21 protein-coding genes and 1 tRNA gene are annotated in these 21,990 nt (G+C 69.7%); 15 read left to right on the forward strand and 7 right to left on the reverse strand.

Annotated features, from left to right (window positions below; all coding sequences use genetic code 11):
• The first annotated feature begins 224 nt into the window (after positions 1–224).
• Entirely contained in the window at positions 225–1,460 is a 1,236-nt protein-coding gene (locus tag ACWDSL_RS31440; protein WP_450491202.1) for a hypothetical protein, read from the forward strand.
• Between the two features lie 428 nt (positions 1,461–1,888).
• Here the strand turns inward: ACWDSL_RS31440 and ACWDSL_RS31445 are convergent, their stop codons facing one another.
• From ACWDSL_RS31445 to ACWDSL_RS31455, 3 genes are all read right to left on the reverse strand, one after another.
• On the reverse strand, positions 1,889–2,152 hold the full coding sequence (locus ACWDSL_RS31445; RefSeq protein WP_450491204.1) for a hypothetical protein: 264 nt from the start codon (positions 2,150–2,152) through the stop codon (positions 1,889–1,891).
• Positions 2,149–2,502 (reverse strand): DUF6247 family protein, encoded by a 354-nt coding sequence (locus ACWDSL_RS31450; protein ID WP_450491206.1) that lies wholly within the window; start codon positions 2,500–2,502, stop codon positions 2,149–2,151. Before ACWDSL_RS31450 ends, ACWDSL_RS31445 begins: the two co-directional genes overlap by 4 nt.
• Positions 2,503–2,740: 238 nt before the next feature.
• Positions 2,741–2,814: transfer RNA gene (locus tag ACWDSL_RS31455), tRNA-Gly, on the reverse strand.
• A gap of 256 nt (positions 2,815–3,070) precedes the next feature.
• On the opposite strand from ACWDSL_RS31455, the gene ACWDSL_RS31460 reads away from it, so the two are divergent.
• From ACWDSL_RS31460 to ACWDSL_RS31470, 3 genes are all read left to right on the forward strand, one after another.
• Positions 3,071–3,235, forward strand: a complete 165-nt coding sequence (locus ACWDSL_RS31460; RefSeq protein ID WP_014178225.1) for a hypothetical protein — start codon at positions 3,071–3,073, stop codon at positions 3,233–3,235.
• 114 nt (positions 3,236–3,349) lie between these two features.
• Positions 3,350–3,925: a dCTP deaminase gene (gene dcd, locus ACWDSL_RS31465; protein ID WP_450491209.1), complete on the forward strand. Its 576-nt coding sequence runs from the start codon at positions 3,350–3,352 to the stop codon at positions 3,923–3,925.
• A gap of 4 nt (positions 3,926–3,929) precedes the next feature.
• A complete protein-coding gene (locus ACWDSL_RS31470; protein WP_450491211.1) occupies positions 3,930–4,427 on the forward strand; it encodes a phosphoribosyltransferase in 498 nt (165 codons plus the stop codon).
• Between the two features lie 70 nt (positions 4,428–4,497).
• Here ACWDSL_RS31470 and ACWDSL_RS31475 read toward each other — a convergent pair whose 3' ends face one another.
• Positions 4,498–5,463: a Yip1 family protein gene (locus ACWDSL_RS31475; RefSeq protein ID WP_450491238.1), complete on the reverse strand. Its 966-nt coding sequence runs from the start codon at positions 5,461–5,463 to the stop codon at positions 4,498–4,500.
• 172 nt (positions 5,464–5,635) lie between these two features.
• Positions 5,636–7,174, reverse strand: a complete 1,539-nt coding sequence (locus ACWDSL_RS31480) for an FG-GAP repeat protein (protein ID WP_450491213.1) — start codon at positions 7,172–7,174, stop codon at positions 5,636–5,638.
• 679 nt (positions 7,175–7,853) lie between these two features.
• On the opposite strand from ACWDSL_RS31480, the gene ACWDSL_RS31485 reads away from it, so the two are divergent.
• The gene (locus tag ACWDSL_RS31485) at positions 7,854–10,994 is read left to right on the forward strand and encodes a SpoIIE family protein phosphatase (RefSeq protein ID WP_450491215.1); all 3,141 of its coding nucleotides are present in this window, start codon (positions 7,854–7,856) and stop codon (positions 10,992–10,994) included.
• Positions 10,995–11,094: 100 nt separating this feature from the next.
• On the opposite strand, the gene ACWDSL_RS31490 is transcribed toward ACWDSL_RS31485, so the two are convergent.
• Complete coding sequence (locus ACWDSL_RS31490) at positions 11,095–13,359, reverse strand: (Fe-S)-binding protein (protein WP_450491217.1); 2,265 nt, start codon at positions 13,357–13,359, stop codon at positions 11,095–11,097.
• 359 nt (positions 13,360–13,718) lie between these two features.
• Here ACWDSL_RS31490 and dnaK point away from each other — a divergent pair, with 359 nt between their 5' ends.
• The 8 genes from dnaK to ACWDSL_RS31530 all read left to right on the forward strand — a co-directional run bounded on the left by dnaK (position 13,719) and on the right by ACWDSL_RS31530 (position 20,224).
• Entirely contained in the window at positions 13,719–15,605 is a 1,887-nt protein-coding gene (gene dnaK, locus ACWDSL_RS31495; protein WP_450491219.1) for a molecular chaperone DnaK, read from the forward strand.
• Positions 15,602–16,249, forward strand: coding sequence for a nucleotide exchange factor GrpE (gene grpE / locus ACWDSL_RS31500; RefSeq protein ID WP_450491221.1), 648 nt, complete (start codon positions 15,602–15,604; stop codon positions 16,247–16,249). Before dnaK ends, grpE begins: the two co-directional genes overlap by 4 nt.
• A gap of 48 nt (positions 16,250–16,297) precedes the next feature.
• Entirely contained in the window at positions 16,298–17,482 is a 1,185-nt protein-coding gene (gene dnaJ / locus ACWDSL_RS31505; protein ID WP_450491223.1) for a molecular chaperone DnaJ, read from the forward strand.
• Positions 17,483–17,525: 43 nt separating this feature from the next.
• Positions 17,526–17,978, forward strand: coding sequence for a heat shock protein transcriptional repressor HspR (locus ACWDSL_RS31510; RefSeq protein ID WP_089504715.1), 453 nt, complete (start codon positions 17,526–17,528; stop codon positions 17,976–17,978).
• 83 nt (positions 17,979–18,061) lie between these two features.
• Positions 18,062–19,267 carry an AfsR/SARP family transcriptional regulator gene (locus ACWDSL_RS31515; RefSeq protein ID WP_450491226.1) on the forward strand — a complete coding sequence of 402 codons (1,206 nt, stop codon included), beginning with the start codon at positions 18,062–18,064 and terminating at the stop codon, positions 19,265–19,267.
• Positions 19,230–19,406, forward strand: a complete 177-nt coding sequence (locus ACWDSL_RS31520) for a hypothetical protein (RefSeq protein ID WP_450491228.1) — start codon at positions 19,230–19,232, stop codon at positions 19,404–19,406. The genes ACWDSL_RS31515 and ACWDSL_RS31520 overlap by 38 nt, the downstream gene beginning before the upstream one ends.
• Positions 19,407–19,495: 89 nt before the next feature.
• Entirely contained in the window at positions 19,496–19,876 is a 381-nt protein-coding gene (locus tag ACWDSL_RS31525; RefSeq protein WP_398533458.1) for a nuclear transport factor 2 family protein, read from the forward strand.
• 72 nt (positions 19,877–19,948) lie between these two features.
• On the forward strand, positions 19,949–20,224 hold the full coding sequence (locus ACWDSL_RS31530; protein ID WP_450491230.1) for a hypothetical protein: 276 nt from the start codon (positions 19,949–19,951) through the stop codon (positions 20,222–20,224).
• A gap of 19 nt (positions 20,225–20,243) precedes the next feature.
• On the opposite strand, the gene ACWDSL_RS31535 is transcribed toward ACWDSL_RS31530, so the two are convergent.
• A complete protein-coding gene (locus ACWDSL_RS31535; protein ID WP_450491232.1) occupies positions 20,244–20,678 on the reverse strand; it encodes an ATP-binding protein in 435 nt (144 codons plus the stop codon).
• Between the two features lie 187 nt (positions 20,679–20,865).
• On the opposite strand from ACWDSL_RS31535, the gene ACWDSL_RS31540 reads away from it, so the two are divergent.
• A complete protein-coding gene (locus ACWDSL_RS31540) occupies positions 20,866–21,717 on the forward strand; it encodes a helix-turn-helix domain-containing protein (protein WP_450491234.1) in 852 nt (283 codons plus the stop codon).
• Between the two features lie 11 nt (positions 21,718–21,728).
• Positions 21,729–21,929, forward strand: a complete 201-nt coding sequence (locus tag ACWDSL_RS31545) for a DUF397 domain-containing protein (protein WP_450491236.1) — start codon at positions 21,729–21,731, stop codon at positions 21,927–21,929.
• Positions 21,930–21,990: the final 61 nt, after the last annotated feature.

Raw genomic sequence — 21,990 nt, forward strand, 5'->3', positions numbered from 1 at the left:
CTGCTTGGTACGGCTGTAGGGACGTGGAGCTGGACGACTACGGGCGGATGTAGCCGACCGTGAGCGGGGGCGAGATCGCGCAGCGAGTGGAAACGAACCGGTTCCCCAGTCCGCGGCCTTCGGCCCGGCATACCCAGTGGCACTGGGCGACCCCGCAGGCCCAGCTCATTCTCGGCACCGGAGACCTGTCGAGCATCCTGCGGTTCTACCGCCGGGTCCATGGCATGAACCAGACCGAGCTCGGCGCGCTCCTCGGCTACGACAAGACCTACATCTCCGCTCTCGAACTCGAACTAGGGAAGCGCGCCCTCGACGACGTCAGCCCCCGCCGCCGGGTCTGCGACTGCTTGGAACTGCCGCCGCACGTCCTGGGGATCACCGATCCCGCTGACACGGATCACCGGGCGATGCTGCAGTTCGGCGAGTCCACCGTCCGGCTCGCCGAGATCGCCAGGCAGTCCGGCCACGCCTCTGAAGCCGTCTCCGAGCTGTGGCCGCTTGTCGCCCGGCTGGAAGCCCGCATCGAAGACGGCCATACCGAGCGCGATGTGCTGCACCTGCTCGCCCGAGCTCGCGTAGGCCTCGGCGTCGCCTTGGGCAATGTGCCGCCCGAGGAGCGACTGGCCACGGCCGCCCACTGGACTGCCAAAAGCCTTGATATCGCCGAGTACTTCCAGGACCGGGGCATGACCTCGTACGTGCTGCGCATGCATGGAAACGAGGTGCGCAAGGCGAACCTGAGGGGCGCGGCCGTCCAGCGGCTGTGCCGCGCCGCGGCTACAGCACCGGACGACAACGCCCGGGCCGCTGCCCTGCCACTCCTCGCCAGGGCAGCTGGTGCACTTGGTAACGGAGAACCTTTCGACCAGGTGATGCGGGAGACCGACGATCTGCTCTCCCGTGTCGACCACACCAGCTTGTTCAACCCCTTCTCGCTCCACGAGATCCGGCTCCGCGGTCTTGTCTCGACCGGACGAGCCGCTGTGGCCATGCGGCTGGTGGAGCACAACCCGCTGCCCACGACAGTCGTGGCCCCACAGTGGCGCGTCATCGAGCTGATCACCGTCTCAGCTCGCGGTGCAGCTCATCCACTAGGCAGCCGCTGTCGTCGTGCCGGACTCGCGGAGTTCAGGGAAGCGCGCTTCCCAAGCAGCCCTGACCGGGAGGGGCAGGAACAGGTCGTGCCATACCTGGCGCAGAGATGTCGCGTGCAGGTACGCATTGAGGTCGTCGCGTGTCTGGGCCTCGCGGATGACGCGCTCGTACATCAGCCGGAAGTCCGCCTCGTCAGCCAGGTCGTAGACGTAGTGCGGTCCCCAGTCGACGTGGCGCGGCAACGTCACGCCACCGGTGGTGGGCCCGTTCAGCTCGGCGAGCGAATCCGGCAGTACGGACGGCTTCGCCGCTGCATACCTGCTCATGGCTCCAGCATGCCCGATGGGGCCTGCTGGCGGCGCTGATATCGCAACCGAGTGCACTACGGAGTGAACGTCGGCTGCGAGGAGACTGGCCGGCCTCCCCGGCGCCTGATCGGGCGCGCAACGGGCACGGGACGCCTAGAGAGGTCTAGACAACAAACAAGGCCCGAGTCTGCGACCTGGGCCTTCGTCGTGGAGCGGGTGACGGGAATCGAACCCGCGCTCTGAGCTTGGGAATCACTGGGTGATCAGCCCTAAGCACGTCGCTGACCTGCGTAATCTGGTGCCGTCGACTGTTCGGTAGGCCCACCAGGCACCCGTCATTGACCGCTGTTGACCGCCGTATCTGGTGCGCATCTGGTGCGGCGGACGCTACCCCTGCCGGGCTGCGTCCAGGTGTGCCTGGCCGCCTGGCTCGCCTCGCGGCAGCTAAGGGCCGATCGCATGCAGGCTTGCGCCGTAGCGACTGATCAGCCGAGCCATGTCACGCGGGTGATCACAACCAGCTCAAGGCGTTCCAGCGCCATGAACATGAAGAAGCCCCGTCCCCCGAAGATGTCCTGTGTCCGCAGACCTCCGCCGTGCGGATTTCCGCGGCCGACGTCGACCGCGTCGCGACCCAGGACCGTCAGCTGCTCAGCCAAGCGCTCTACCTCGGCCACGACTTCGGGCGGCAGGCCGCCTACGACATGCTCGGCGTCGGGGTCGTAGTCCCAGGTCCAGGTATCGCTCACGCGGAGATCTCGTGGTGGGCCAGGTCCGTGATCTGCCGGATCTCGAAGAGTGCGGAGCGAAGGGTCTCGCGGTCGGTGGCCTCTTGCGCCATGGCCTCCAACTCGCGCAGGCGTGCGGCGCGGGATGGGTAGCGCTGGATGGCGACGAACTCGCCCCACCACTGCAAGAAGGTACGCAGTGGAGCGATGGTGCTCTGAGTGGCGGCTTGTTCGACCGCGCGGTCGAGGTGCTCGACGAAAGACGGCAACTGGGCGGGGGCGATCTGGGCGACCGCCGCGCGGAGCGCTGCCGGAGTGAGCGCCGGCATGGGGATCAGGGGCCCGTCGGGGGCAGAAGGCTGTTCGGTCATCGAAACGTCTCCTGGGCGGCGGTCTACGCGATCATCATGAGCCTGGCCGTTGTTGCGGTCGCTGGGCTGAGCCTACGCCCGCGCCTCGTCCGCCACACAACACCGGACGCGGCCCGATCGGTTTGGCCCAAGTCTGATCGTGTTGTGCTGGCTCTTGGTGCGTCGTCACGGGTTGACGGAGACGCCAGTGGCCCCGGGCAACAAAGAAGCCCCGGGTCGGTGACCTGGGGCTTTGTGCTGGAGCGGGTGACGGGAATCGAACCCGCGCTCTGAGCTTGGGAAGCTCATGTTCTACCATTAAACTACACCCGCGAGGACACCATCCGTCGGTGTCGCATCGTCGCACACTGTACCCCATGCCCGACCCCCGGCGCATTTGCCGTGGGGTTTTCGTGTTCTTCGGAAGGGTTTGACGGGGGCTTGAGGCAGGGGCGGGGCGGGTGGGAAGGCGCTATAAGGGTGGGGGAGTTGGGGCGTACCGTGGGGGCGGAGTGCCGCGTGGAGTGGTGGGTGGCTGATCCCCTAATGTGGCTTTTGTCGTCCACGTTGTTTATGGGGAAGGGACTCAATGGAACGCACCGTCGTCCGTTGTGCCGAAGGGCATGTGTTCAGCACCGCTTCGTTCCCGATGCAGCACCTCACCGTCGACCGGATCGGCCCCGGTCGACTGCTGCGCTGTCCGCGTTGTGCGCGGTTGCGGCAGGCGGTGCCGGTGGCCGGTGGGAAGCGGTAGAAGCGGTAGGGGCCGCTGCGGTCTGATGGCCGTCGGGTTCTGATCATTGCGGTTGGGGGCCCGGTCCGGATGGGCCGGGCCCAGGTCATGGGTTTGGTTGCGTATCCTCGTTGCGTGCTTCTCTCAGACAAGGACATCCGGACCGAGATCGACGCCGGGCGGGTACGGATCGATCCGTTCGATCCCGTGATGGTGCAGCCGTCGAGCATCGATGTGCGGCTGGACCGCTTCTTTCGGGTGTTCGAGAACCACCGTTATCCGCATATCGACCCGGCGGTGGAGCAGCCGGATCTGACGCGGCTGGTGGAGCCTGAGGAAAATGACGCGTTCATCCTGCACCCCGGGGAGTTCGTGCTCGCCTCGACGTACGAGGTGATCTCGCTGCCGGACGACATCGCCTCGCGGCTGGAGGGGAAGTCGAGCCTCGGGCGGCTGGGGTTGCTGACGCACTCCACGGCCGGGTTCATCGACCCCGGGTTCTCGGGGCATGTGACCCTGGAGTTGTCGAATGTGGCCACGTTGCCGATCAAGCTGTGGCCGGGGATGAAGATCGGGCAGCTGTGTATGTTCCGGCTGACCTCGCCGGCCGAGCATCCGTACGGGTCGGAGCGTTACGGCTCCCGCTACCAGGGGCAGCGCGGGCCGACGCCGTCGCGTTCGTACCAGAACTTCCACCGGACGAAGGTGTGAGCCGGTGAGTGAGCAGCGGGAGAATCTGACGTACGAGCGCTTCGGCACGGCGGTGCGGGAGCTGGCGCAGACGATCGCGGATGACGGGTACGAGCCGGACATCGTGCTGTCCATAGCGCGCGGCGGGGTGTTTGTCGCGGGTGGGCTGGCGTATGCGCTGGACTGCAAGAACATCCATCTGGTGAATGTGGAGTTCTATACCGGCGTCGGGACGACCCTCGATATGCCGGTGATGCTCGCGCCCGTGCCCAACGCGATCGACTTCTCCGAGAAGAAGATCCTGATCGCGGACGATGTCGCCGACACCGGCAAGACGCTGAAGCTCGTACGCGACTTCTGCGTCGGCACGGTCGCCGAGGTGCGCAGTGCGGTGATCTACGAGAAGTCGCAGTCGCTGGTGAAGTGCGAGTACGTCTGGAAGCGCACCGAGGATTGGATCAACTTCCCCTGGAGCGTCGACCCGCCCGTCGTACGGCGGGATGGGCAGGTTTTGGACGCCTGATCCCCTGCTCCAAGGGAAAGTCCCCAAGGGAGTCGGGTGAGGGGCCCTGCGGGGCCCCTCTGCGCGTTTCTTACAGGGTGCCCAGCTTCAGCAGCGACAGCAGCGCGATCAGCTGGATCGCCGACGCCCCCAGCGCCTTCTGCCACGGCAGGTCGTGCGACTTGCTCACCATCGACGTGAACAGCGCGCCCGCCGCCAGCCAGGTCGCCCACCCCAGCACCTGCACCGTCGGGCTGTCACCGCCCAGGAACAGCGCGAACACCAGCCGTGGTGCGTCCGTGATGGACATGATCAGCATCGACAGGCCGATCGTCGGTGCGTACGAGCCGTCGCCGCCCAGCTGGCGGGCCAGGGTGTGGGTGACCGCGCCCAGGATCAGGCCGCTGATCACGACGGTGACGCCGGTGACGAGGATCCACGGGATGCTGTTGCCCATCGAGGCGTTCAGCACGTCCTCGCGGGCCCGGTCGAAGCCGAAGACCACGAGCAGGCCGTAGACGAACGTCACGATCAGGGCCGGGCCCCACATCGCGTAGTCGCGCATCTGCCAGAAGGTGGCCGACGGGCGCAGCACGATGCCGCTCAGCAGCTGCTTCCAGGGCAGCCGGGGGCCGGCCGGCGGGGCGGTGGAGGCGCCGGCGCGGTAGGTGTTGCCGTAGCCGTCGTCGTACGAGCCGGGGTCGGGGCCGTAGCCGGGGTCCTGGCCGTACGGGTCGTAGGCGTCGGGCGCATCGCCGATGCTGAACTGCTGCGTATGGCCCGGATTGTTGTTGCTGTACGAGCCGCCGCCCTGGCCATAGCCCGGGCCCGGGCCATGGCCGCCGCCCGGGCCATGGCCCTGCTGCGGGCCGTAGTGCGGGTCCTGGCCGCCGAAGTACTCCGGCTCTCCGTGTGAGGCGGGCTGCTGCCACTGCGGCGGCTGCCCGCCGTGCGGCGGCGGCTGCCGGCCGTACGGCTGCTGCTGCGGTGGTTGCTGCTGCCCTTGTTGCGCGGACCGGGAGTCCCGTCCGCGTCCGATCCTGAATCCAGCCACGATTCGAACGTACCCGGTCGTAGCGACTGGGGTGCCGGACCTCTCAGAACAGGTCCGGCATTGCGGCCGACCTGTGACATCCCTTAGGGGGACCCTGAGGGGTTTTCCCCCGGGGCGGGCGGGGGTCTGCCGGTCGGTCGGTGTCCGTCGGTCGGTGTCCGTCAGTGGGTGTCCGTCAGCGGGTGTCCGTGGTGAAGGGGCCGGCGTTGAACGCGGTCTTGTCGGCCGTGCCGTCGGTGATCCACCACCACTCCGGCCGGTCACCGTACAGGGCGAAGACCGCGTCGCGGCCCCAGGCGAGGACGACCTCGTCCTTGCCGTCCTGGTCGAAGTCGCGGGCGCCGTAGAGCCGGGCGGCGCGCCGGGTCTTCCCTATCTTCTCGCCGTCCACGCGGGCGGGGGCGGTACGGGTGAGGGTGTGGCGGCGCGCGATGTCGCCCGGGGAGTCCGGCTGGACGGTGATGAGCTCGACGCCGCCCGTATCGAGCGCCACGGCCAGCTCGTCGGTGCCGTTCCCGTCGGTGTCAGCGGCTGCCAGGCCGCCCGCCATGTTCGCGATGTTGATGGGCGCGTCCTTGGGGGTCTTCTTCGTGTAGACGGTCAGCGTGTGGTCCACATCCGGCGCCTCCGTCTCGTAGCCCGGCTCGTTGTTACGGGTGCCGCTGTCGCCGACCGCCACGTCCCGCAGGCCGTCCCCGTCGAAGTCGCCGAAGGCGATCGCGTTGCCCTCGCGCAGCGGGTGGCCGGTGCGGGCGAGGCCGTCCGGGCCCGCGGTCAGGAGTACGGAGGCGGACTGGTCGTCGTCGTTCATGGCGTGCACCACCAGGTCGGTGGGCCGGTCGCGGTCGCCGTCGATGGTGTCCGCGAACAGCTCGCTGATGTCGCCGCCGCTGTCGAGCGGGCTCTGGTACGGCACCGCCCTGGCGGCCCTGCCGTCCCGGCCGAACGGCCCGTAGAGCAGGAGGAAGGACTCGCGGTCCGCGCGCACCATCGCCAGGTCGTGGTGGCCGTCCCCGTCGAAGTCCCCCACCGTCGGCCGTCGCAGGTCCACGCTGTCGTCCGGGCCGGCCAGCCGGGCGCGGGTGGCGGCGGCGCCGCGCCGCGGGCTGTCGGCGCTGCCCCAGGTGATGTACGGGACGGTCCGTACGGTGGTGTGGAGGCGGTCGGCCGCGGCCTCGCCGAGCCGCTCGTTGACCGGGGTGACCAGGTCGGCGTAGCCGTCGCCGTCGAGGTCTGCCGTGGCGATTCTGGTCGTGTCCACGGGCGGCACGTCCGCGCCGCGGGCGGGCAGGCCGAGGTCATCGAGGGTGAGCACGGTGCGGGTGGCGGGGTTGGCGCCGCGGGACGAGCCGTGGACGAAGGCGAGCCGGGTGGGCTGGGTCTCCTCCTTGCTCCCGACGAGCGTGAGCGCGAGTTCGGGGTAGCCGTCGCCGTTGAGGTCGTCGGGCAGCTTGCTGCCCTTGCCCCGGGGGATGGGCGCGGTCGCGGTGGGGGTGGTGACCGGGGCGCCGGAGCGGGAGCCACCGGGCGCCGCCGTCCGCTCGTCTCCCTTCTGGCCCCTGAAGTCCTTGGGGTCCTTGAGGCCGTCGTCGCCGGAACCGCCGGAACCGCCGGAGCTGCCGCATGCGGTGAGCAGCGCCGCCAGAGTCGCCGCGGCGCAGGCCAGCGCCCCGGGGCGGCGGGCGGTCGGGGTCCTTCGGCTGCGGGGGTGCATGGGCGGGCTCCTAGGGGGTGCGGCGGGTGGTACGTGTGCGGCTGTTGCTTCTCGTGACGGCGCCGCCGAGGGGGCGCGCGGGGCGTACGGGGCGCACGGGGGAGCGCGTACGTTACGGCCTCCCGGGGTCGGCCTTATGCGGAGCCGGGAACTCCTGGCGGGTGTGACTCGTGGGGCGTTCGAAGGGTTGCGCGTCCATGGTGCGGGGGTGTTGTGAAGGCGAACTGGCAGGGAGCGCGAGTCAGTTGTCGTTGTTCCGGGGTGAGGGGAGCGGAGCCGAAGCGCCCTCTGTATCGGCGGGACAAGGGATGTATGTCGGTATCTTCCGGGCGTTTCAGTTTCGGAAGATCTGGTTGGCTGTAGAGATGACTTTTGGTGCGGAAGGGCTGTTCAGGACATTCCTGTGCGGAGGTTTGGGGCATGATCCTGTAGAGATCCGCAACGTTGTTGTGAGAAGGGCCAATTCGCGGTCAGGATCGAGTCATGTTCGGAGCGGTTGAGGCGGGGGCGGCCATGGTCGTACTGCACGGCATGCGGGTGGTTTTTGAGCGGGTGAAAAGGACGTGGGGGAGGGGAGCGGGCGGAGCGTAATCAGATGTCGGATACAAGTGGTCGGCCGGCCGCGGCGGATGCCGCTCGCCCGCCGGAGGACGAGAGCGACAGAAGCGGTGACGGTGACATGGCCGGATCCTTCGGCCTGTCCCGGGTGCCGCTGGCCCGCGCGCTGACCGACCGTCGGCAGCGCGGGCGCCGCGCACGCCCGCGCGCGGAGGCTGAGGACGGGGCTGGGGCCGAAGCAGGGGACGGGGTCGGGCCGTGCGCGGAAGCTGAGGCCGGGGCTGGGGTCGAGGCCGGGGTCGGTGAGCACCATGGCGAAGCGATTCCGCAGCCGTTACCGTCGCCCGACGGCGGCCCCGAGCCGCCCCCGGAGCCCGACCGCCGAGACGCGGAAAATGAACCGGGAGCCCGCGCTTCGGGAGCCCGTGCCCCACACCGCCGTGCCCCACACCGCCGTGCCCCGGAAAGCCGTGCCCCGGAGAGCCGCGAGCCCGCCGGCCGCGTCACCCGGCCTGCCCCCGCCCCCGCCCCCTCCACCCGGCCGACCCGCCCAGCCCGCCCGACCCGCCCCGCCCGGTCCGTGCTGCGCGCCGTGCCCCGCCTCACCCGTACGGTCGCGAGCCAGGTGTTCTTCCTGCAGGTGGCGGTCGTGCTGCTGCTCGCCGTCGCCGCCGCGGCGGCCCTCGTGCTGCAGTCCAGGCACGACACCGACCTGGAGGCCCGCCGCCGCTCGCTGGCCGTCGCCGAGGCCTTCGCCAGCGCCCCGGGCATGGTCGAGGCGCTGCGCTCCCCCGACCCGACCGCGATCCTGCAGCCGCGCGCCGAGCGCGCCCGCAACAGGGCCGGCGTCGACTTCGTCGTCGTCCTGACGACGGACGGGATCCGCTACACCCACCCCACCGCGAGCGAGATCGGCCACCACTTCCGCGGGAGCTACCGCGAGGCCGCGGAGGGCGGCACCGTCACGGAGACGTCCACGGGCACGCTGGGCCCCTCCGTACGGGCCGTGGTGCCCGTCACCGACAGCCGGGGCAAGGTCGTCGGGCTGGTCGCCGCCGGGATCACGGTGAAGAAGGTGAGCGGCGCGGTCGACCGGCAGCTGCCGATCCTCCTCGGCGGTGTCGCCGCCGCCCTCACCCTGGCCATGGGCGGTACGGCGCTGGTCAGCAGGCGGCTGCGCCGGCAGACCCACGGCCTGGACCCGGGCGAGATGACCCGGATGTACGAGCACCATGACGCGGTGCTGCATGCCGTACGGGAGGGCGTGCTGATCGTCGACGGCGACCGGCGGCTGATGCTGGCCAACGACGAGGCGCGCCGGCTGTTCGACCTGCCGCCGGACGCCGAGGGGCGCCCCGTCGCCGACCTCGGCTTCGACGAGAGCACGGCCGAGCTGCTGGTCTCGGGCCGCGCCGCCACCGACGAGGTGCACAAGGCGGGCGAGCGGCTGCTGACCGTCAGCCACCGGCCGACCGACCGCAACGGCGGGCCGCCCGGCAGCGTCGCGACCCTCCGGGACACCACCGAGCTGCGTACGCTGTCCGGCAAGGTCGATCTGGCCCGCAAGCGGCTGAAGTTGCTGTACGACGCGGGTCTGCGGATCGGCACCACGCTGGATGTGGTGCGTACGGCCCAGGAGCTGACCGAGTACGCGGTGGAACGGTTCGCCGACTATGTGGCGGTGGACCTGGTGGACCCGGTGCTGCGCGGCGAGGAGCCGAACGGCGCGGCGACGGGCAGCGGCTCCACGGCGCGCACCTCGCTGCGCCGCACCGCCCTCAGCGGCATCCGCGAGGACGTACCGCTCTATCCGCTGGGCGGGATGATCCGTTACGGGCCCGCCACGCCCCAGGCCAAGGGGTACGCCAGCGGTGAGACGACGGTGGAGGCCGTGCTTCCCGACTTCGCCGGGTGGCATGAGCACGATCCGGAGCGGGCGCGGGCGATCGTCGACTGCGGCATCCACTCCATGATCGCGGTCCCGCTGCGGGCCCGGGGCGTGATCCTGGGCATCGCCACGTTCATGCGCTCGGAGAAGCCCGAGCCCTTCGAGGAGGACGACGTCTCCCTCGCGGAGGAACTGGTCGCCCGGGCCGCGGTGTCCATCGACAACGCGCGGCGCTATACGCGCGAGCACACGATGGCCGTGACGCTGCAGCGCAGCCTGCTGCCGCAGGTGCTGCCCGAGCAGAGCGCGCTGGATGTGGCGTATCGCTATCTGCCGGCGGAGTCGGGGGTGGGCGGCGACTGGTTCGATGTGATTCCGCTGCCGGGGGCGCGGGTGGCGCTGGTGGTGGGCGATGTGGTCGGGCACGGGCTGCATGCCGCGGCCACGATGGGGCGGCTGCGTACCGCCGTGCACAACTTCTCCACCCTCGATCTGCCGCCCGACGAGATCCTTTCCCACCTGGACGATCTGATCGCCCGGATCGACCAGGACGAGACCTCGGAGAGCCTGGAAGGCGGCGGTGTGATCATCGGCGCCACCTGTCTGTACGCGATCTACGACCCGGTCTCCCGGCGCTGCACGATGGCCCGGGCCGGACATCCGCCGCCCGCGGTGGTCGCCCCCGACGGCTCCGTGGAGTTCCCCGAGGTGCCCGCCGGGCCGCCGCTGGGCCTGGGCACCCTGCCCTTCGAGACGGTGGAGCTGCAGCTGCCCGAGGGCAGCCATCTCGTGCTCTACACCGACGGCCTGGTCGAGAAGCGCGACCGGGACATCGAGGAGGGCCTGGAGCTGCTGCGCGCCTCCCTCTCCCACGCCGGGCGGACGCCGGAGGAGACCTGTACGGCGGTGCTCGCCGAGATGCTGCCCGACACCCCCGGCGACGACATCGCGCTGATCGTCGCGTGTACGCGGGTGCTGGAGCCGGAGCGGATCGCGGACTGGGAGGTGCCGTCCGAACCGGCCCTGGTCTCCGCGGTGCGCGCCGCCGTGGCGGCGCGGCTGGCCGAGTGGGATCTGGGCGACGTCGCGTTCACCACCGAGCTCATCCTCAGCGAGCTGATCACCAACGCGATCCGGTACGCGACCGGGCCGATCCGGGTGCGGCTGCTGTGCGACCGCAGCCTGATCTGCGAGGTGTCCGACACCAGCAGCACCTCGCCGCATCTGCGGTACGCGGCGACGGAGGACGAGGGCGGGCGCGGGCTGTTCCTCGTCTCGCGCTTCGCCGACCGGTGGGGGACGAGATACACGGCGGAGGGCAAGGTCATCTGGACGGAGCAGACACTGCCGGAGCGCGGTAAGCGGCGGGGGTAGGGTGCCTGACCCCACGCCGTAAAGACGCAACGGCCCCAATGCCCGACGGGCTTGATCCGGTCAGTCGGATCAAGCCCGTCGGCGCGTCTGGAGATGTCCGCTACTTCACCGGCTCCGGCTCCGGTTCCTCCGCCGTCTCGCCGTCGTCCTCCGGCTCCCCGGGCGTCCTGACGGAGTCGAGCAGCAGCTGCGCGACGTCCACGACCTGCAGCGACTCCTTCGCCTTGCCATCGTTCTTTTTGCCGTTGACGGAGTCGGTCAGCATGACGAGGCAGAACGGGCAGGCGGTGGAGACGATGTCCGGGTTGAGGGACAGCGCCTCGTCCACGCGCTCGTCGTTGATGCGCTTGCCGATGCGCTCTTCCATCCACATCCGGGCGCCACCCGCGCCACAGCAGAAGCCGCGCTCCTTGTGGCGGTGCATCTCCTCGTTGCGCAGCCCGGGCACCTTGGCGATGATCTCGCGCGGCGGGGTGTAGACCTTGTTGTGCCGGCCCAGGTAGCAGGGGTCGTGGTAGGTGATGAGCCCTTCGACCGGGGTGACCGGGATCAGCTTGCCCTCGTCGATGAGGTGCTGCAGCAGCTGGGTGTGGTGGATGACCTCGTAGTGGCCGCCGAGCTGCGGGTATTCGTTCGCGATCGTGTTGAAGCAGTGCGGGCAGGTCGCGACGATCTTCTTCTTGGACTTCTCGACGACCACACCCTCATCAGCATCCTCGCCGAAGGCCATGTTCAGCATCTCGACGTTCTGCTGGCCGAGCTGCTGGAAGAGGAATTCGTTGCCCAGGCGGCGGGCGGAGTCACCGGTGCACGCCTCGTCGCCGCCCATGATCGCGAACTTGACGCCCGCGATGTGCAGCAGTTCCGCGAAGGCCTTGGTGGTTTTCTTCGCGCGGTCTTCAAGCGCGCCCGCGCAGCCGACCCAGTAGAGGTAGTCGACCTCGGACAGGTCCTCGACGTCCTTGCCGACGACCGGGACCTCGAACTCGACTTCCTTGGTCCATGCCAGCCGCTGCTTCTTCGCGAGCCCCCAGGGGTTGCCCTTCTTCTCCAGGTTCTTGAGCATCGTGCCCGCCTCCGACGGGAACGAGGACTCGATCATCACCTGGTAGCGGCGCATGTCCACGATGTGGTCGACGTGCTCGATGTCGACGGGGCACTGCTCGACACAAGCGCCGCAGGTGGTGCAGGACCACAGCACATCGGGGTCGATGACGCCATTCTCTTCCAGCGTGCCGATCATCGGCCGCTCGGCCTCGGCCAGCGCCGCGGCGGGTACGGAGGCAAGCTGCTCCTCGGACGCCTTCTCCTCCCCCTCGGCGTCCTTCCCGCCGCCCGCGAGCAGATACGGCGCCTTGGCGTGCGAGTGGTCGCGCAGCGACATGATCAGCAGCTTGGGCGAGAGCGGCTTGCCGGTGTTCCAGGCGGGGCACTGCGACTGGCAGCGGCCGCACTCGGTGCAGGTGGAGAAGTCGAGCAGGCCCTTCCAGGAGTAGTGCTCGATCTGCGAGACGCCGAACTGGTCGTCCTCGCCCGGGTCCTCGAAGTCGATCGGCTTGCCGGCCGAGGTCATCGGCTGCAGCGCGCCAAGCGCCACGTCCCCGCTCGACTCGCGCTTGAACCAGATGTTGGGGAAGGCGAGGAAGCGGTGCCAGGCGACGCTCATGTCGATGTTCACGGAGACCGTGATCATCCAGACCATCGTCGTCCCGAGCTTGATCATCGCGAACAGGTAGGTCAGGTTCTGCACGGTGCCGATGCTGAGGCTCTTGAAGAGCAGCACCAGCGGATACGAGGCGAAGTACTCCGGCTCGTACGAGTCGACGTGGTGCAGCGCGCCTTCCGTGCCGCGCAGCGCCATGATCGCCAGGCCGATGATGAGGATGACGTACTCGACGAAGTACGCCTGCCAGGCCGTGGAACCGGCGAACCGCGACTTGCGGCCGGCCCGGCTGGGCAGGTTGAGCAGCCGGATCACGATCAGGGTCGCGATGCCGAGCGTGGTCATCGTGCCGATGAACTCGACGTACAGCTCGTACGGGAGGAAGCCGCCGAGGATCGGCAGCGTCCAGTCCGCCTGGAAGAGCTGGCCGTAGGCGTTGATGATGGTCGGCGGCAGGGTCAGGAAGCCGATCGCGACGAACCAGTGGGCGATGCCGACGATGCCCCACTTGTTCATCCGGGTGTGCGCCAGGAACTCCTTCACCAGCGTCACGCTGCGCTGATAGGGGTTGTCGGTCCGGGCGCCCGCCGGCACCGGCGCGCCGAGTTTGAAGAAGCGCACGAACTGCGCGATGGCGCGGCCGAGCAGGGCAACGCCGACCGCGGTGAGGACCAGCGACACGATGATCGCGGCGAGTTGCATGGGGGCTCCTCGAACCTGCGAGAGCGGAATTACTAAGCAGTAACTTATCTGGTCTTGACCGAGATTACCCGGGGAAGCGCTGGCCTATGTAGCCGACCGGCCGGTGATCTGCGTCGCTTGGCCGCCGCGTGGCCGCGTCTACGGGGGTCGTGCGGGGGTCGTGCGGGGGCCATGCGGGAGTCGCGTGGGGTTCGCATGGGGGGCCATGTCCCCGGTCCTCCCTTCCTCTTGTCCGTGTCCTGTCCATAAGGGCCATATAAAAGTTGAGCCCACTCGACTCAGGTCTGTTGACACGCAGAAGTTGATCATGCACTCTTGAGCCTGTTCCACTCAATGCTGTGTAGCTGGAGGATTGCGAAATGGCTCGTGCGGTCGGCATCGACCTGGGTACGACGAACTCCGTCGTCAGTGTGCTCGAAGGCGGTGAGCCCACCGTCATCACCAACGCCGAGGGCGCCAGGACCACGCCGTCCGTCGTCGCCTTCGCCAAGAACGGCGAGGTCCTGGTCGGTGAGGTCGCCAAGCGCCAGGCCGTGACCAACGTGGACCGGACCATCCGGTCGGTCAAGCGCCACATGGGCACCGACTGGCACATCAACCTCGACGGCAAGAACTTCAACCCGCAGCAGATGAGCGCCTTCATTCTGCAGAAGCTCAAGCGGGACGCCGAGGCCTACCTGGGCGAGAAGGTCGCGGACGCGGTCATCACCGTCCCGGCGTACTTCAACGACGCCGAGCGCCAGGCCACCAAGGAAGCCGGTGAGATCGCGGGCCTCAACGTCCTGCGTATCGTCAACGAGCCTACCGCCGCCGCCCTCGCCTACGGGCTCGAGAAGGACGACCAGACCATTCTGGTCTTCGACCTCGGCGGCGGCACCTTCGACGTCTCGCTGCTGGAGATCGGCGACGGCGTGGTCGAGGTCAAGGCCACCAACGGTGACAACCACCTCGGTGGTGACGACTGGGACCAGCGCGTCGTCGACTACCTGGTCAAGCAGTTCAACAACGGCCACGGCGTCGACCTGGGCAAGGACAAGATGGCCCTGCAGCGCCTCCGTGAGGCCGCTGAGAAGGCGAAGATCGAGCTCTCCAGCTCGACCGAGACCACCATCAACCTGCCCTACATCACGGCGTCCGCCGAGGGCCCGCTGCACCTGGACGAGAAGCTCACCCGCGCCCAGTTCCAGCAGCTGACCAGCGACCTGCTCGATCGCTGCAAGGTCCCCTTCCACAACGTGATCAAGGACGCGGGCATCGCCCTCTCCGAGATCGACCACGTGGTCCTGGTCGGCGGCTCGACCCGGATGCCCGCCGTCGCCGAGCTCGTCAAGGAGCTGACCGGCGGCAAGGAGGCCAACAAGGGCGTCAACCCGGACGAGGTCGTCGCCATCGGCGCCTCGCTCCAGGCCGGTGTCCTCAAGGGTGAGGTCAAGGACGTCCTGCTGCTGGACGTCACCCCGCTGTCCCTCGGTATCGAGACCAAGGGCGGCATCATGACCAAGCTGATCGAGCGCAACACGACCATTCCGACCAAGCGCTCGGAGATCTTCACCACGGCCGAGGACAACCAGCCGTCCGTGCAGATCCAGGTCTACCAGGGCGAGCGCGAGATCGCGGCGTACAACAAGAAGCTCGGCATGTTCGAGCTGACCGGCCTGCCGCCGGCCCCGCGCGGCGTGCCGCAGATCGAGGTCACCTTCGACATCGACGCCAACGGGATCATGCACGTCGGCGCCAAGGACCTCGGCACCGGCAAGGAGCAGAAGATGACCGTCACCGGCGGCTCCGCGCTGCCGAAGGACGACATCGACCGCATGATGCGCGAGGCCGACCAGTACGCGGAGGAGGACCACAAGCGCCGCGAGGCCGCCGAGACCCGCAACCAGGCCGAGCAGCTGGTCTACCAGACCGAGAAGTTCCTCAAGGACAACGAGGACAAGGTCCCCGGCGACGTCAAGACCGAGGTCGAGACCGCGCTCGGCGAGCTGAAGGAAAAGCTCAAGGGCGACGACACCGCCGAGATCCGCACCGCCACCGAGAAGGTCGCGGCCGTCAGCCAGAAGCTGGGCCAGGCGCTGTACGCCAACGCCCAGCCGGACGGCGCGGGCGCGGCGGGCGCGGCAGGTGGAGCGGGCGCGGCCGGCGGCCAGGCCAAGGCCGACGACGACGTCGTGGACGCCGAGATCGTGGACGACGAGAAGGCCGACAACAAGGGCCAGGGCCAGGGCCAGGGTGGTGCCGCGTGACGGAGGAGACCCCGGGCTTCGAGGAGCAGCCCGACGTCCCCTCCGAGGCCGCACAGACCCCTGACGATGCGGCCAAGGGTGCCGCCGGGTCCGCCGACAAGGCGGGCCCGGCAGCCCCGGCAGGGGACCTCGAGCAGGTGGCCATCCAGGCCCAGCTGGACCAGGTCCGTACGGCGCTCGGCGAGCGGACGGCAGACCTCCAGCGGCTCCAGGCGGAGTACCAGAACTATCGACGCCGGGTCGAGCGGGACCGGGTCACGGTCAAGGAGATCGCCGTGGCGAACCTCCTGACCGAGCTGCTTCCCGTGCTCGACGACATCGGCCGCGCCCGTGACCACGACGAGCTCGTCGGCGGCTTCAAGTCCGTCGCCGAATCGCTGGAGACGGTCGCGCAAAAGATGGGGCTGCAGCAGTTCGGCACGGAGGGCGAGCCCTTCGACCCGCTGGTGCACGAGGCGCTGATGCACTCGTACGCACCGGACGTCACCGAAACCACGTGCGTGCAGATTCTGCAGCCGGGGTATCGAATCGGCGAGCGTACGATCCGCCCGGCGCGGGTCGCGGTCGCCGAACCCCAGCCGGGCGCCCAGCCCAAGGGGGACGAGACGCCGGACGAGGAGAGCGGTGGCCCGGACGAGGGCTGACGTGACAGCTGACGTGACAGCGGTGGCAGGAGAGGAGGGACGTCGAGGATGAGCACCAAGGACTTCGTCGAGAAGGACTACTACAAGGTCCTCGGCGTCCCCAAGGACGCCACCGAGGCGGAGATCAAGAAGGCGTACCGGAAGCTCGCCCGCGAGTTCCACCCGGACGCCAACAAGGGCGACGCCAAGGCCGAGGAGCGCTTCAAGGAGATCTCCGAGGCGAACGACGTCCTCGGCGACCCCAAGCGGCGCAAGGAGTACGACGAGGCCCGCGCCCTGTTCGGCAACGGCGGATTCCGCCCGGGGCCGGGCGCGGGCGGCCCCGGCAGCTTCAACTTCGACCTCGGCGACCTCTTCGGCGGCGGTGGCGCCCAGCCGGGCGGCGGCGGAGCGGCCGGCGGTTTCGGCGGCGGCCTCGGGGACGTCTTCGGCGGACTCTTCAACCGTGGCACCGGCACCCGTGCCCAGCCGCGCCGCGGCCAGGACATCGAGTCCGAGGTGACGCTGAGCTTCACCGAGGCGGTGGAGGGGGCCACGGTCCCGCTGCGGATGTCCAGCCAGGCCCCGTGCAAGGCGTGCTCGGGCACCGGCGACGCGAACGGCACCCCCCGCGTGTGCCCGACCTGCGTCGGCACCGGCCAGGTCAGCCGCGGCGGCGGGGGCGGCTTCTCGCTCACCGACCCGTGCGTGGACTGCCGCGGCCGCGGCCTGATCGCGCAGAACCCCTGCGAGACCTGCAAGGGCAGCGGGCGCGCCCGCAGCGCCCGCACCATGCAGGTGCGGATACCCGCGGGCGTCAGCGACGGCCAGCGGATCCGGCTGCGCGGCAAGGGCGCCCCGGGCGAGACCGGCGGCCCGGCCGGCGACCTGTACGTGGTGGTCCATGTGGACCCCCACCCGGTCTTCGGCCGCAAGGGCGACAACCTCACCGTCACCGTGCCCGTCACCCTCCCGGAGGCGGCGCTCGGCGGCGAGATCAAGGTCCCCACGCTCGGCGGCCCCCCGGTCACCCTCAAACTGCCGGCCGGCACGCCCAACGGCCGCACGATGCGCGCCCGCGGCAAGGGCGCGGTGCGCAAGGACGGCACCCGCGGCGACCTCCTGGTCACCGTCGAGGTCACCGTCCCCAAGGACCTCAGCGACGAGGCGCGCGAGGCGCTGGAGTCGTACCGAGAGGCGACCGCGGGGGAGGACCCGCGGGCGGAGCTGTTCCAGTCCGCGAAGGGAGCGTGACCCGATGGAGACGTCTGGCCGAGGGCCCGGAGGCAGAAGTGGCATGGGCGGGGCGAGGAGCCGCAACCCGTACGAGCTGACCGACGAGTCGCCGGTGTACGTCATCTCGGTCGCCGCCCAGCTCTCCGGGCTGCACCCGCAGACCCTGCGCCAGTACGACCGTCTGGGTCTGGTCTCCCCCGACCGTACGGCCGGCCGCGGCCGCCGCTACTCGGCCCGCGACATCCAGCTGCTCCGCCAGGTGCAGCAGCTCTCCCAGGACGAGGGCATCAACCTCGCCGGTATCAAGCGCATCATCGAACTGGAGAACCAGGTCGCCGCCCTCCAGGAGCGCGTCGCCGAACTCCAGTCCGCGGTCGAGGGCGCGGCCGCGGCGATGCAGCAGCGCGAGGCCGCGGTCCACGCCTCCTACCGCCGCGACCTGGTCCCCTACGACCAGGTCCGGCAGACCAGCGCGCTGGTGGTGTGGCGGCCCAAGCCCAAGCGGTCGGAGTAGCGCCTGGCGCTTCACTCCATCGAGCGGCCCGGTGACCGACCAGTCGGTCACCGGGCCGCTTTGGCGTGTGCATAATCACCGGCATGCGGTTCGGAATCCTCGGCGAGACCCGGGCGTGGCACGACGACGGGACCGAGGCGCCGCTGGGCGGGCCGGCCCGCCGGGCGCTGCTGGCGCTGCTGCTGGTCCGTCCCGGTGAGGTCGTGTCGTCAGACCGGCTGGCCGAGGAACTCGACCCGGGCGGCGGGCTGTCGGCGCATGCGCTGCAGTCCCAGGTGTCCAGGCTGCGTACGGCGCTGGGCCCGGCGGCCGCGATCGAGCGGGCCGGAGCGGGATATCGGATCGTGGTGGCGCCCGATGACGTGGACGCCTGCTGGTTCGAGCGGCTGGCCCGGGAGGGCCGGGCCGCGCTGCGCGAGGGCGACCCCGGGCGGTCGGTCGCGCTGCTGCGCGAGGCGCTGAAGCTGTGGCGGGGGCCCGCGTTGGCCGAGGTCGCGGTCGCCGAGAGCGAGACGGCCCGGGCCCCCGCCGTACGGCTGGAGGAGCTTCGGCTCGGGACGATCGAGGACCGGATCGAGGGCGAGCTGAGGCTCGGTGAGCACCGCGCGGCCGTACCGGAGTTGCGCGAGCTGGTCGGCCGCCATCCGCTCAGGGAACGGTCGGCGGGGCTGCTGATGCGCGCCCAGTTCGCCGAGGGCGGGCAGGCCGAGGCGCTGGTGGTGTTCGAGGAGACCCGGAGACACCTGGCCGAGGAGCTGGGCGCCGATCCCTCGGCCGAACTCGCCGCGCTGCACCGGGAGCTGCTGACGCTACTGGGCGCGCTCGGCCCGCGCGGGGACGGGCTCCAGCCGCAAGGCGGCTCCCACACGCCGGTCGACCGCCTGATCGCCGCGCTGTCGGACCGGATGCTCCTGCTCGTCCTGGACAACTGCGAGCACGTCGTCGAGGAGGCCGCCGCGCTGGCGGCGCGGCTGCTGGCGACCTGTCCGCGGCTGCGGGTCCTGGCGACCAGCCGGGAGCCGCTGGGCATCATCGGCGAGAACGTGTGGCAGGTGCGGCCGCTCGACGACGAGGCGGCGGTGCGGCTGTTCACCGACCGGGCCGGCGCGGTGCGGCGCGGCTTCAGCGCCGAGCCCGGGCTCGTACGCGTACGTCCTCGCCGGGGAACTGGCCGCCGCGCACGGCGACCACCGCGTCGCGTACGCCCGCTACGAGGAGGAGATGCGCGAGTACGCGACGGGCTGCCAGAAGATGGGCGACGGCGTCGCCAAGCTCATGGTCCCCCGTAACCGCACCCTCGCCGCGCTGCTCAACGGCTGCTACAGGCTCGTCCCTTACCTGCTGGGAAAGAACATGGCCACCAAGATCGCCCGCAAGACCGCCGAGAACATCACGCTGCGCGACTACGAAGCCCTTGTCGGGGCGTAGGTGGCGAGGTCGCATTCCCCGCAGGGAATTGCCGGTTGTGCGTGGCTTCCGCAGGATCGTTCCCCTCACCACGAGAGGGGAACGAATCCATGTCAGACATCGACACCGCCGAGGTCATCCGCCGCTTCAACGAGGCGTTCACCAGCCATGACCCCAGCGGCCTGGGTGACCTGCTGGCCGACGACTGCGTGATGGTGTCCGTCCAGCCCGCCCCGGACGGCACGCGCTACGAAGGCCGCGAGGAGTGCCTGAAGTTCTGGGCAGCACTCGCCGCCGACCTCAACACCAGCTTCACTCCGCACGACGTCTTCGTCGCGGGCGACCGCGCGACCATCCAGTGGCGGGCCACCTTCACCGACGGCGAGGCCACGTTCGGCGAGGGGCATACGACATCGGTGCTCGGCGTCAACGTCATGCGGGTGCGTGACGGCCGGATCACCGAGGCGCTGGGCTACTCGAAGACTCCGTGACGACCGATGACTTTCACCCAGTTGCGACGTCCTACCTGGACCGGACCGTCCGCAGTCAGCAGGGAGCTTCCCATGTACGCAGCCCTAGTGACGTTGACCATCGACCCGGCCCAGGCCCCCGCTGCCGCCGCCGCGCTGATGGACGACATCCTGCCGGGAATCCGCTCGGCGCCCGGCTTCCTCACCGGGTACTGGCTGGAACCCGTTGACGGCCGTGGCTTCTCGATGACCGTCTTCGAGACCGAGGAGCAGGCCCGCGCGGCCACCCCGCCCGCCGTCGGCTGGACGGCACCCGGCGTCACCATCGAGTCCGTGGAGTTCCGCCGCGTGGCCGTCGCCGTGCCTTGACGGCGCCGGGCCCGGCCCCTCACCCCCAGCCTGGGGGCGGCGTCCGGCTGATCTCACACCAGACCACCTTGGACGCGGGACCCCACAGCTCGCCGGTCAGCGGGAAGTGATTCCAACTGTCGGCGAGCAGCTCCAGCAGCTGCAGCCCCCGCCCGCATTCGCTGTCCACGCGGATCTCCCGCCGACTGGGAGGCGTCGCGCTGGTGTCCCAGACCGTCATGCGCAACCGTTCGGCGTACCACTTCACCCGCAGGTCGGCCTCCCCTTCGGCGTGCACGATCGCGTTGGTGACCATTTCGCTGGTCAGCAGCTCGGCTCGCTCGATCAGTTCGGGCAGCTCATGCGCGGTGAGGGCGGTACGGAGGGAGGCGCGGGCGACGCGGACGGCACGGGGGTCGTGCGGCACGTGGAGGCAGTATTCGAAGGGCGCGACGGCAGGGGTGACGAGGGGCATGGGGGCCTCCTGTGGCGCGGTGGGGTGTGCGAGCTCCGGGCGACCGGACGTTTCGCTCGGTGAGCGTCGCAATACTCAACGTAGGGTGCTACATAGTACCGGCGCAACCTAGTACGCCAAGTTCGCCCAAACGGTGCGAGTCGTGGCATGGTGGCGCCGCAGCCGCTGAGTAGCAGGGAGTAGGCCCATGCCGCCAAGGAGTAACCCCACCGCCCGTCAGGAGCGGCTGGGCGCCGAGCTGCGGAAGCTGCGGGAGCGGGCCGGGATGACCGCACGAGAGGCCGCCAAGCGCCTGGGCGTGAGCCCCATGCAGATGAGTCACATGGAGGTCGGCCGTCTCGGCGTCAGCGAGGAACGGCTGCGCGCACTCGCCGACCAATACCGCTGCGGGGATGACGCGTTGGTCGACGCACTGGCCATGATGGCGACGGCGCGCGGGCGAGGCTGGTGGGAGGAGTACCGCGGCACCCTCGCCTCGACCTCGCTGGACCTCGCTGCTCTGGAGTGGCACTCCCGTGGGATGCGAAGTCTGCAGGTGGTGCACATTCCGGGGCTGCTCCAGGTGGAGCCCTATATGCGGGCCCTGTTCACCTACGCGCGCTCCGTCCACGCCTCGGACCACCTTGAGGCGGTCATCGACTTCCGTCTGCGGCGTCGTGCCGTGCTTGAGCGTGAAGATCCGCCCAGCTTCACGGCGATCATCCATGAGGCCGCGCTGTTGATGAGGGTCGGTGATCGGAAGACGGCCCGCGCACAGTTGGACTTCATCCTGGAGACATCAGAACTGCCCCATGTCATCGTGCGGGTGGTGCCCTTCTCGGCGGAGGGATTCGCGGGCATGGGATATGCGATGACCTACGCGGCAGGCCCGGTTCCCCCGCTCGATACCGTGCAGATCGACCACATGCACGGCATCGACTTCCTGCATGCGGAGGCGCAGCTCAACTACTACCGTGCCCTCCTCGGTACCGTCGAGGCGTCCGCGATCAGCCCCGCGAAGTCGCGAGACTTCATCCACCGCATCGCACGAGAGCTGTAGAGGATCAGGACATGCATCAGGCCCGCTGGCGAAAGTCCTCCTTCTCGGGGACCGGCCCCGACAACAACTGCGTAGAACTCGCCGCCGCCAACGGCGCGATACACCTCCGCGAGAGCGAAGCCCCCGGCACAGCCATACGTACCGCCCCGCGCCCGCTCGCGGCCTTCATCCGGGCGGCCAAGGCGGGGCAGCTCGACCACGTGGTCGGGTGAGCCGGGCATTGCGGTGGGTTTGCGTCGCCACCGCGCCCGATACGGCTGCGTCGGCGACGCA

It is taken from the genome of Streptomyces sp. NPDC000941, assembly GCF_053599555.1.

What these genes read in the sequence shown, in the direction of transcription:
- ACWDSL_RS31440 (WP_450491202.1), top strand. Translation starts at nt 225, where the DNA reads ATGAACCAGACCGAGCTCGGCGCGCTCCTCGGCTACGACAAGACCTAC.
- ACWDSL_RS31450 (WP_450491206.1), bottom strand. Translation starts at nt 2,502, where the DNA reads ATGACCGAACAGCCTTCTGCCCCCGACGGGCCCCTGATCCCCATGCCG.
- ACWDSL_RS31460 (WP_014178225.1), top strand. Translation starts at nt 3,071, where the DNA reads ATGGAACGCACCGTCGTCCGTTGTGCCGAAGGGCATGTGTTCAGCACC.
- ACWDSL_RS31480 (WP_450491213.1), bottom strand. Translation starts at nt 7,174, where the DNA reads ATGCACCCCCGCAGCCGAAGGACCCCGACCGCCCGCCGCCCCGGGGCG.
- ACWDSL_RS31485 (WP_450491215.1), top strand. Translation starts at nt 7,854, where the DNA reads ATGGCCGGATCCTTCGGCCTGTCCCGGGTGCCGCTGGCCCGCGCGCTG.
- ACWDSL_RS31490 (WP_450491217.1), bottom strand. Translation starts at nt 13,359, where the DNA reads ATGCAACTCGCCGCGATCATCGTGTCGCTGGTCCTCACCGCGGTCGGC.
- dnaK (WP_450491219.1), top strand. Translation starts at nt 13,719, where the DNA reads ATGGCTCGTGCGGTCGGCATCGACCTGGGTACGACGAACTCCGTCGTC.
- dnaJ (WP_450491223.1), top strand. Translation starts at nt 16,298, where the DNA reads ATGAGCACCAAGGACTTCGTCGAGAAGGACTACTACAAGGTCCTCGGC.
- ACWDSL_RS31510 (WP_089504715.1), top strand. Translation starts at nt 17,526, where the DNA reads ATGGGCGGGGCGAGGAGCCGCAACCCGTACGAGCTGACCGACGAGTCG.
- ACWDSL_RS31515 (WP_450491226.1), top strand. Translation starts at nt 18,062, where the DNA reads ATGCGGTTCGGAATCCTCGGCGAGACCCGGGCGTGGCACGACGACGGG.
- ACWDSL_RS31520 (WP_450491228.1), top strand. Translation starts at nt 19,230, where the DNA reads ATGGGCGACGGCGTCGCCAAGCTCATGGTCCCCCGTAACCGCACCCTC.
- ACWDSL_RS31525 (WP_398533458.1), top strand. Translation starts at nt 19,496, where the DNA reads ATGTCAGACATCGACACCGCCGAGGTCATCCGCCGCTTCAACGAGGCG.
- ACWDSL_RS31530 (WP_450491230.1), top strand. Translation starts at nt 19,949, where the DNA reads ATGTACGCAGCCCTAGTGACGTTGACCATCGACCCGGCCCAGGCCCCC.
- ACWDSL_RS31535 (WP_450491232.1), bottom strand. Translation starts at nt 20,678, where the DNA reads ATGCCCCTCGTCACCCCTGCCGTCGCGCCCTTCGAATACTGCCTCCAC.
- ACWDSL_RS31540 (WP_450491234.1), top strand. Translation starts at nt 20,866, where the DNA reads ATGCCGCCAAGGAGTAACCCCACCGCCCGTCAGGAGCGGCTGGGCGCC.
- ACWDSL_RS31545 (WP_450491236.1), top strand. Translation starts at nt 21,729, where the DNA reads ATGCATCAGGCCCGCTGGCGAAAGTCCTCCTTCTCGGGGACCGGCCCC.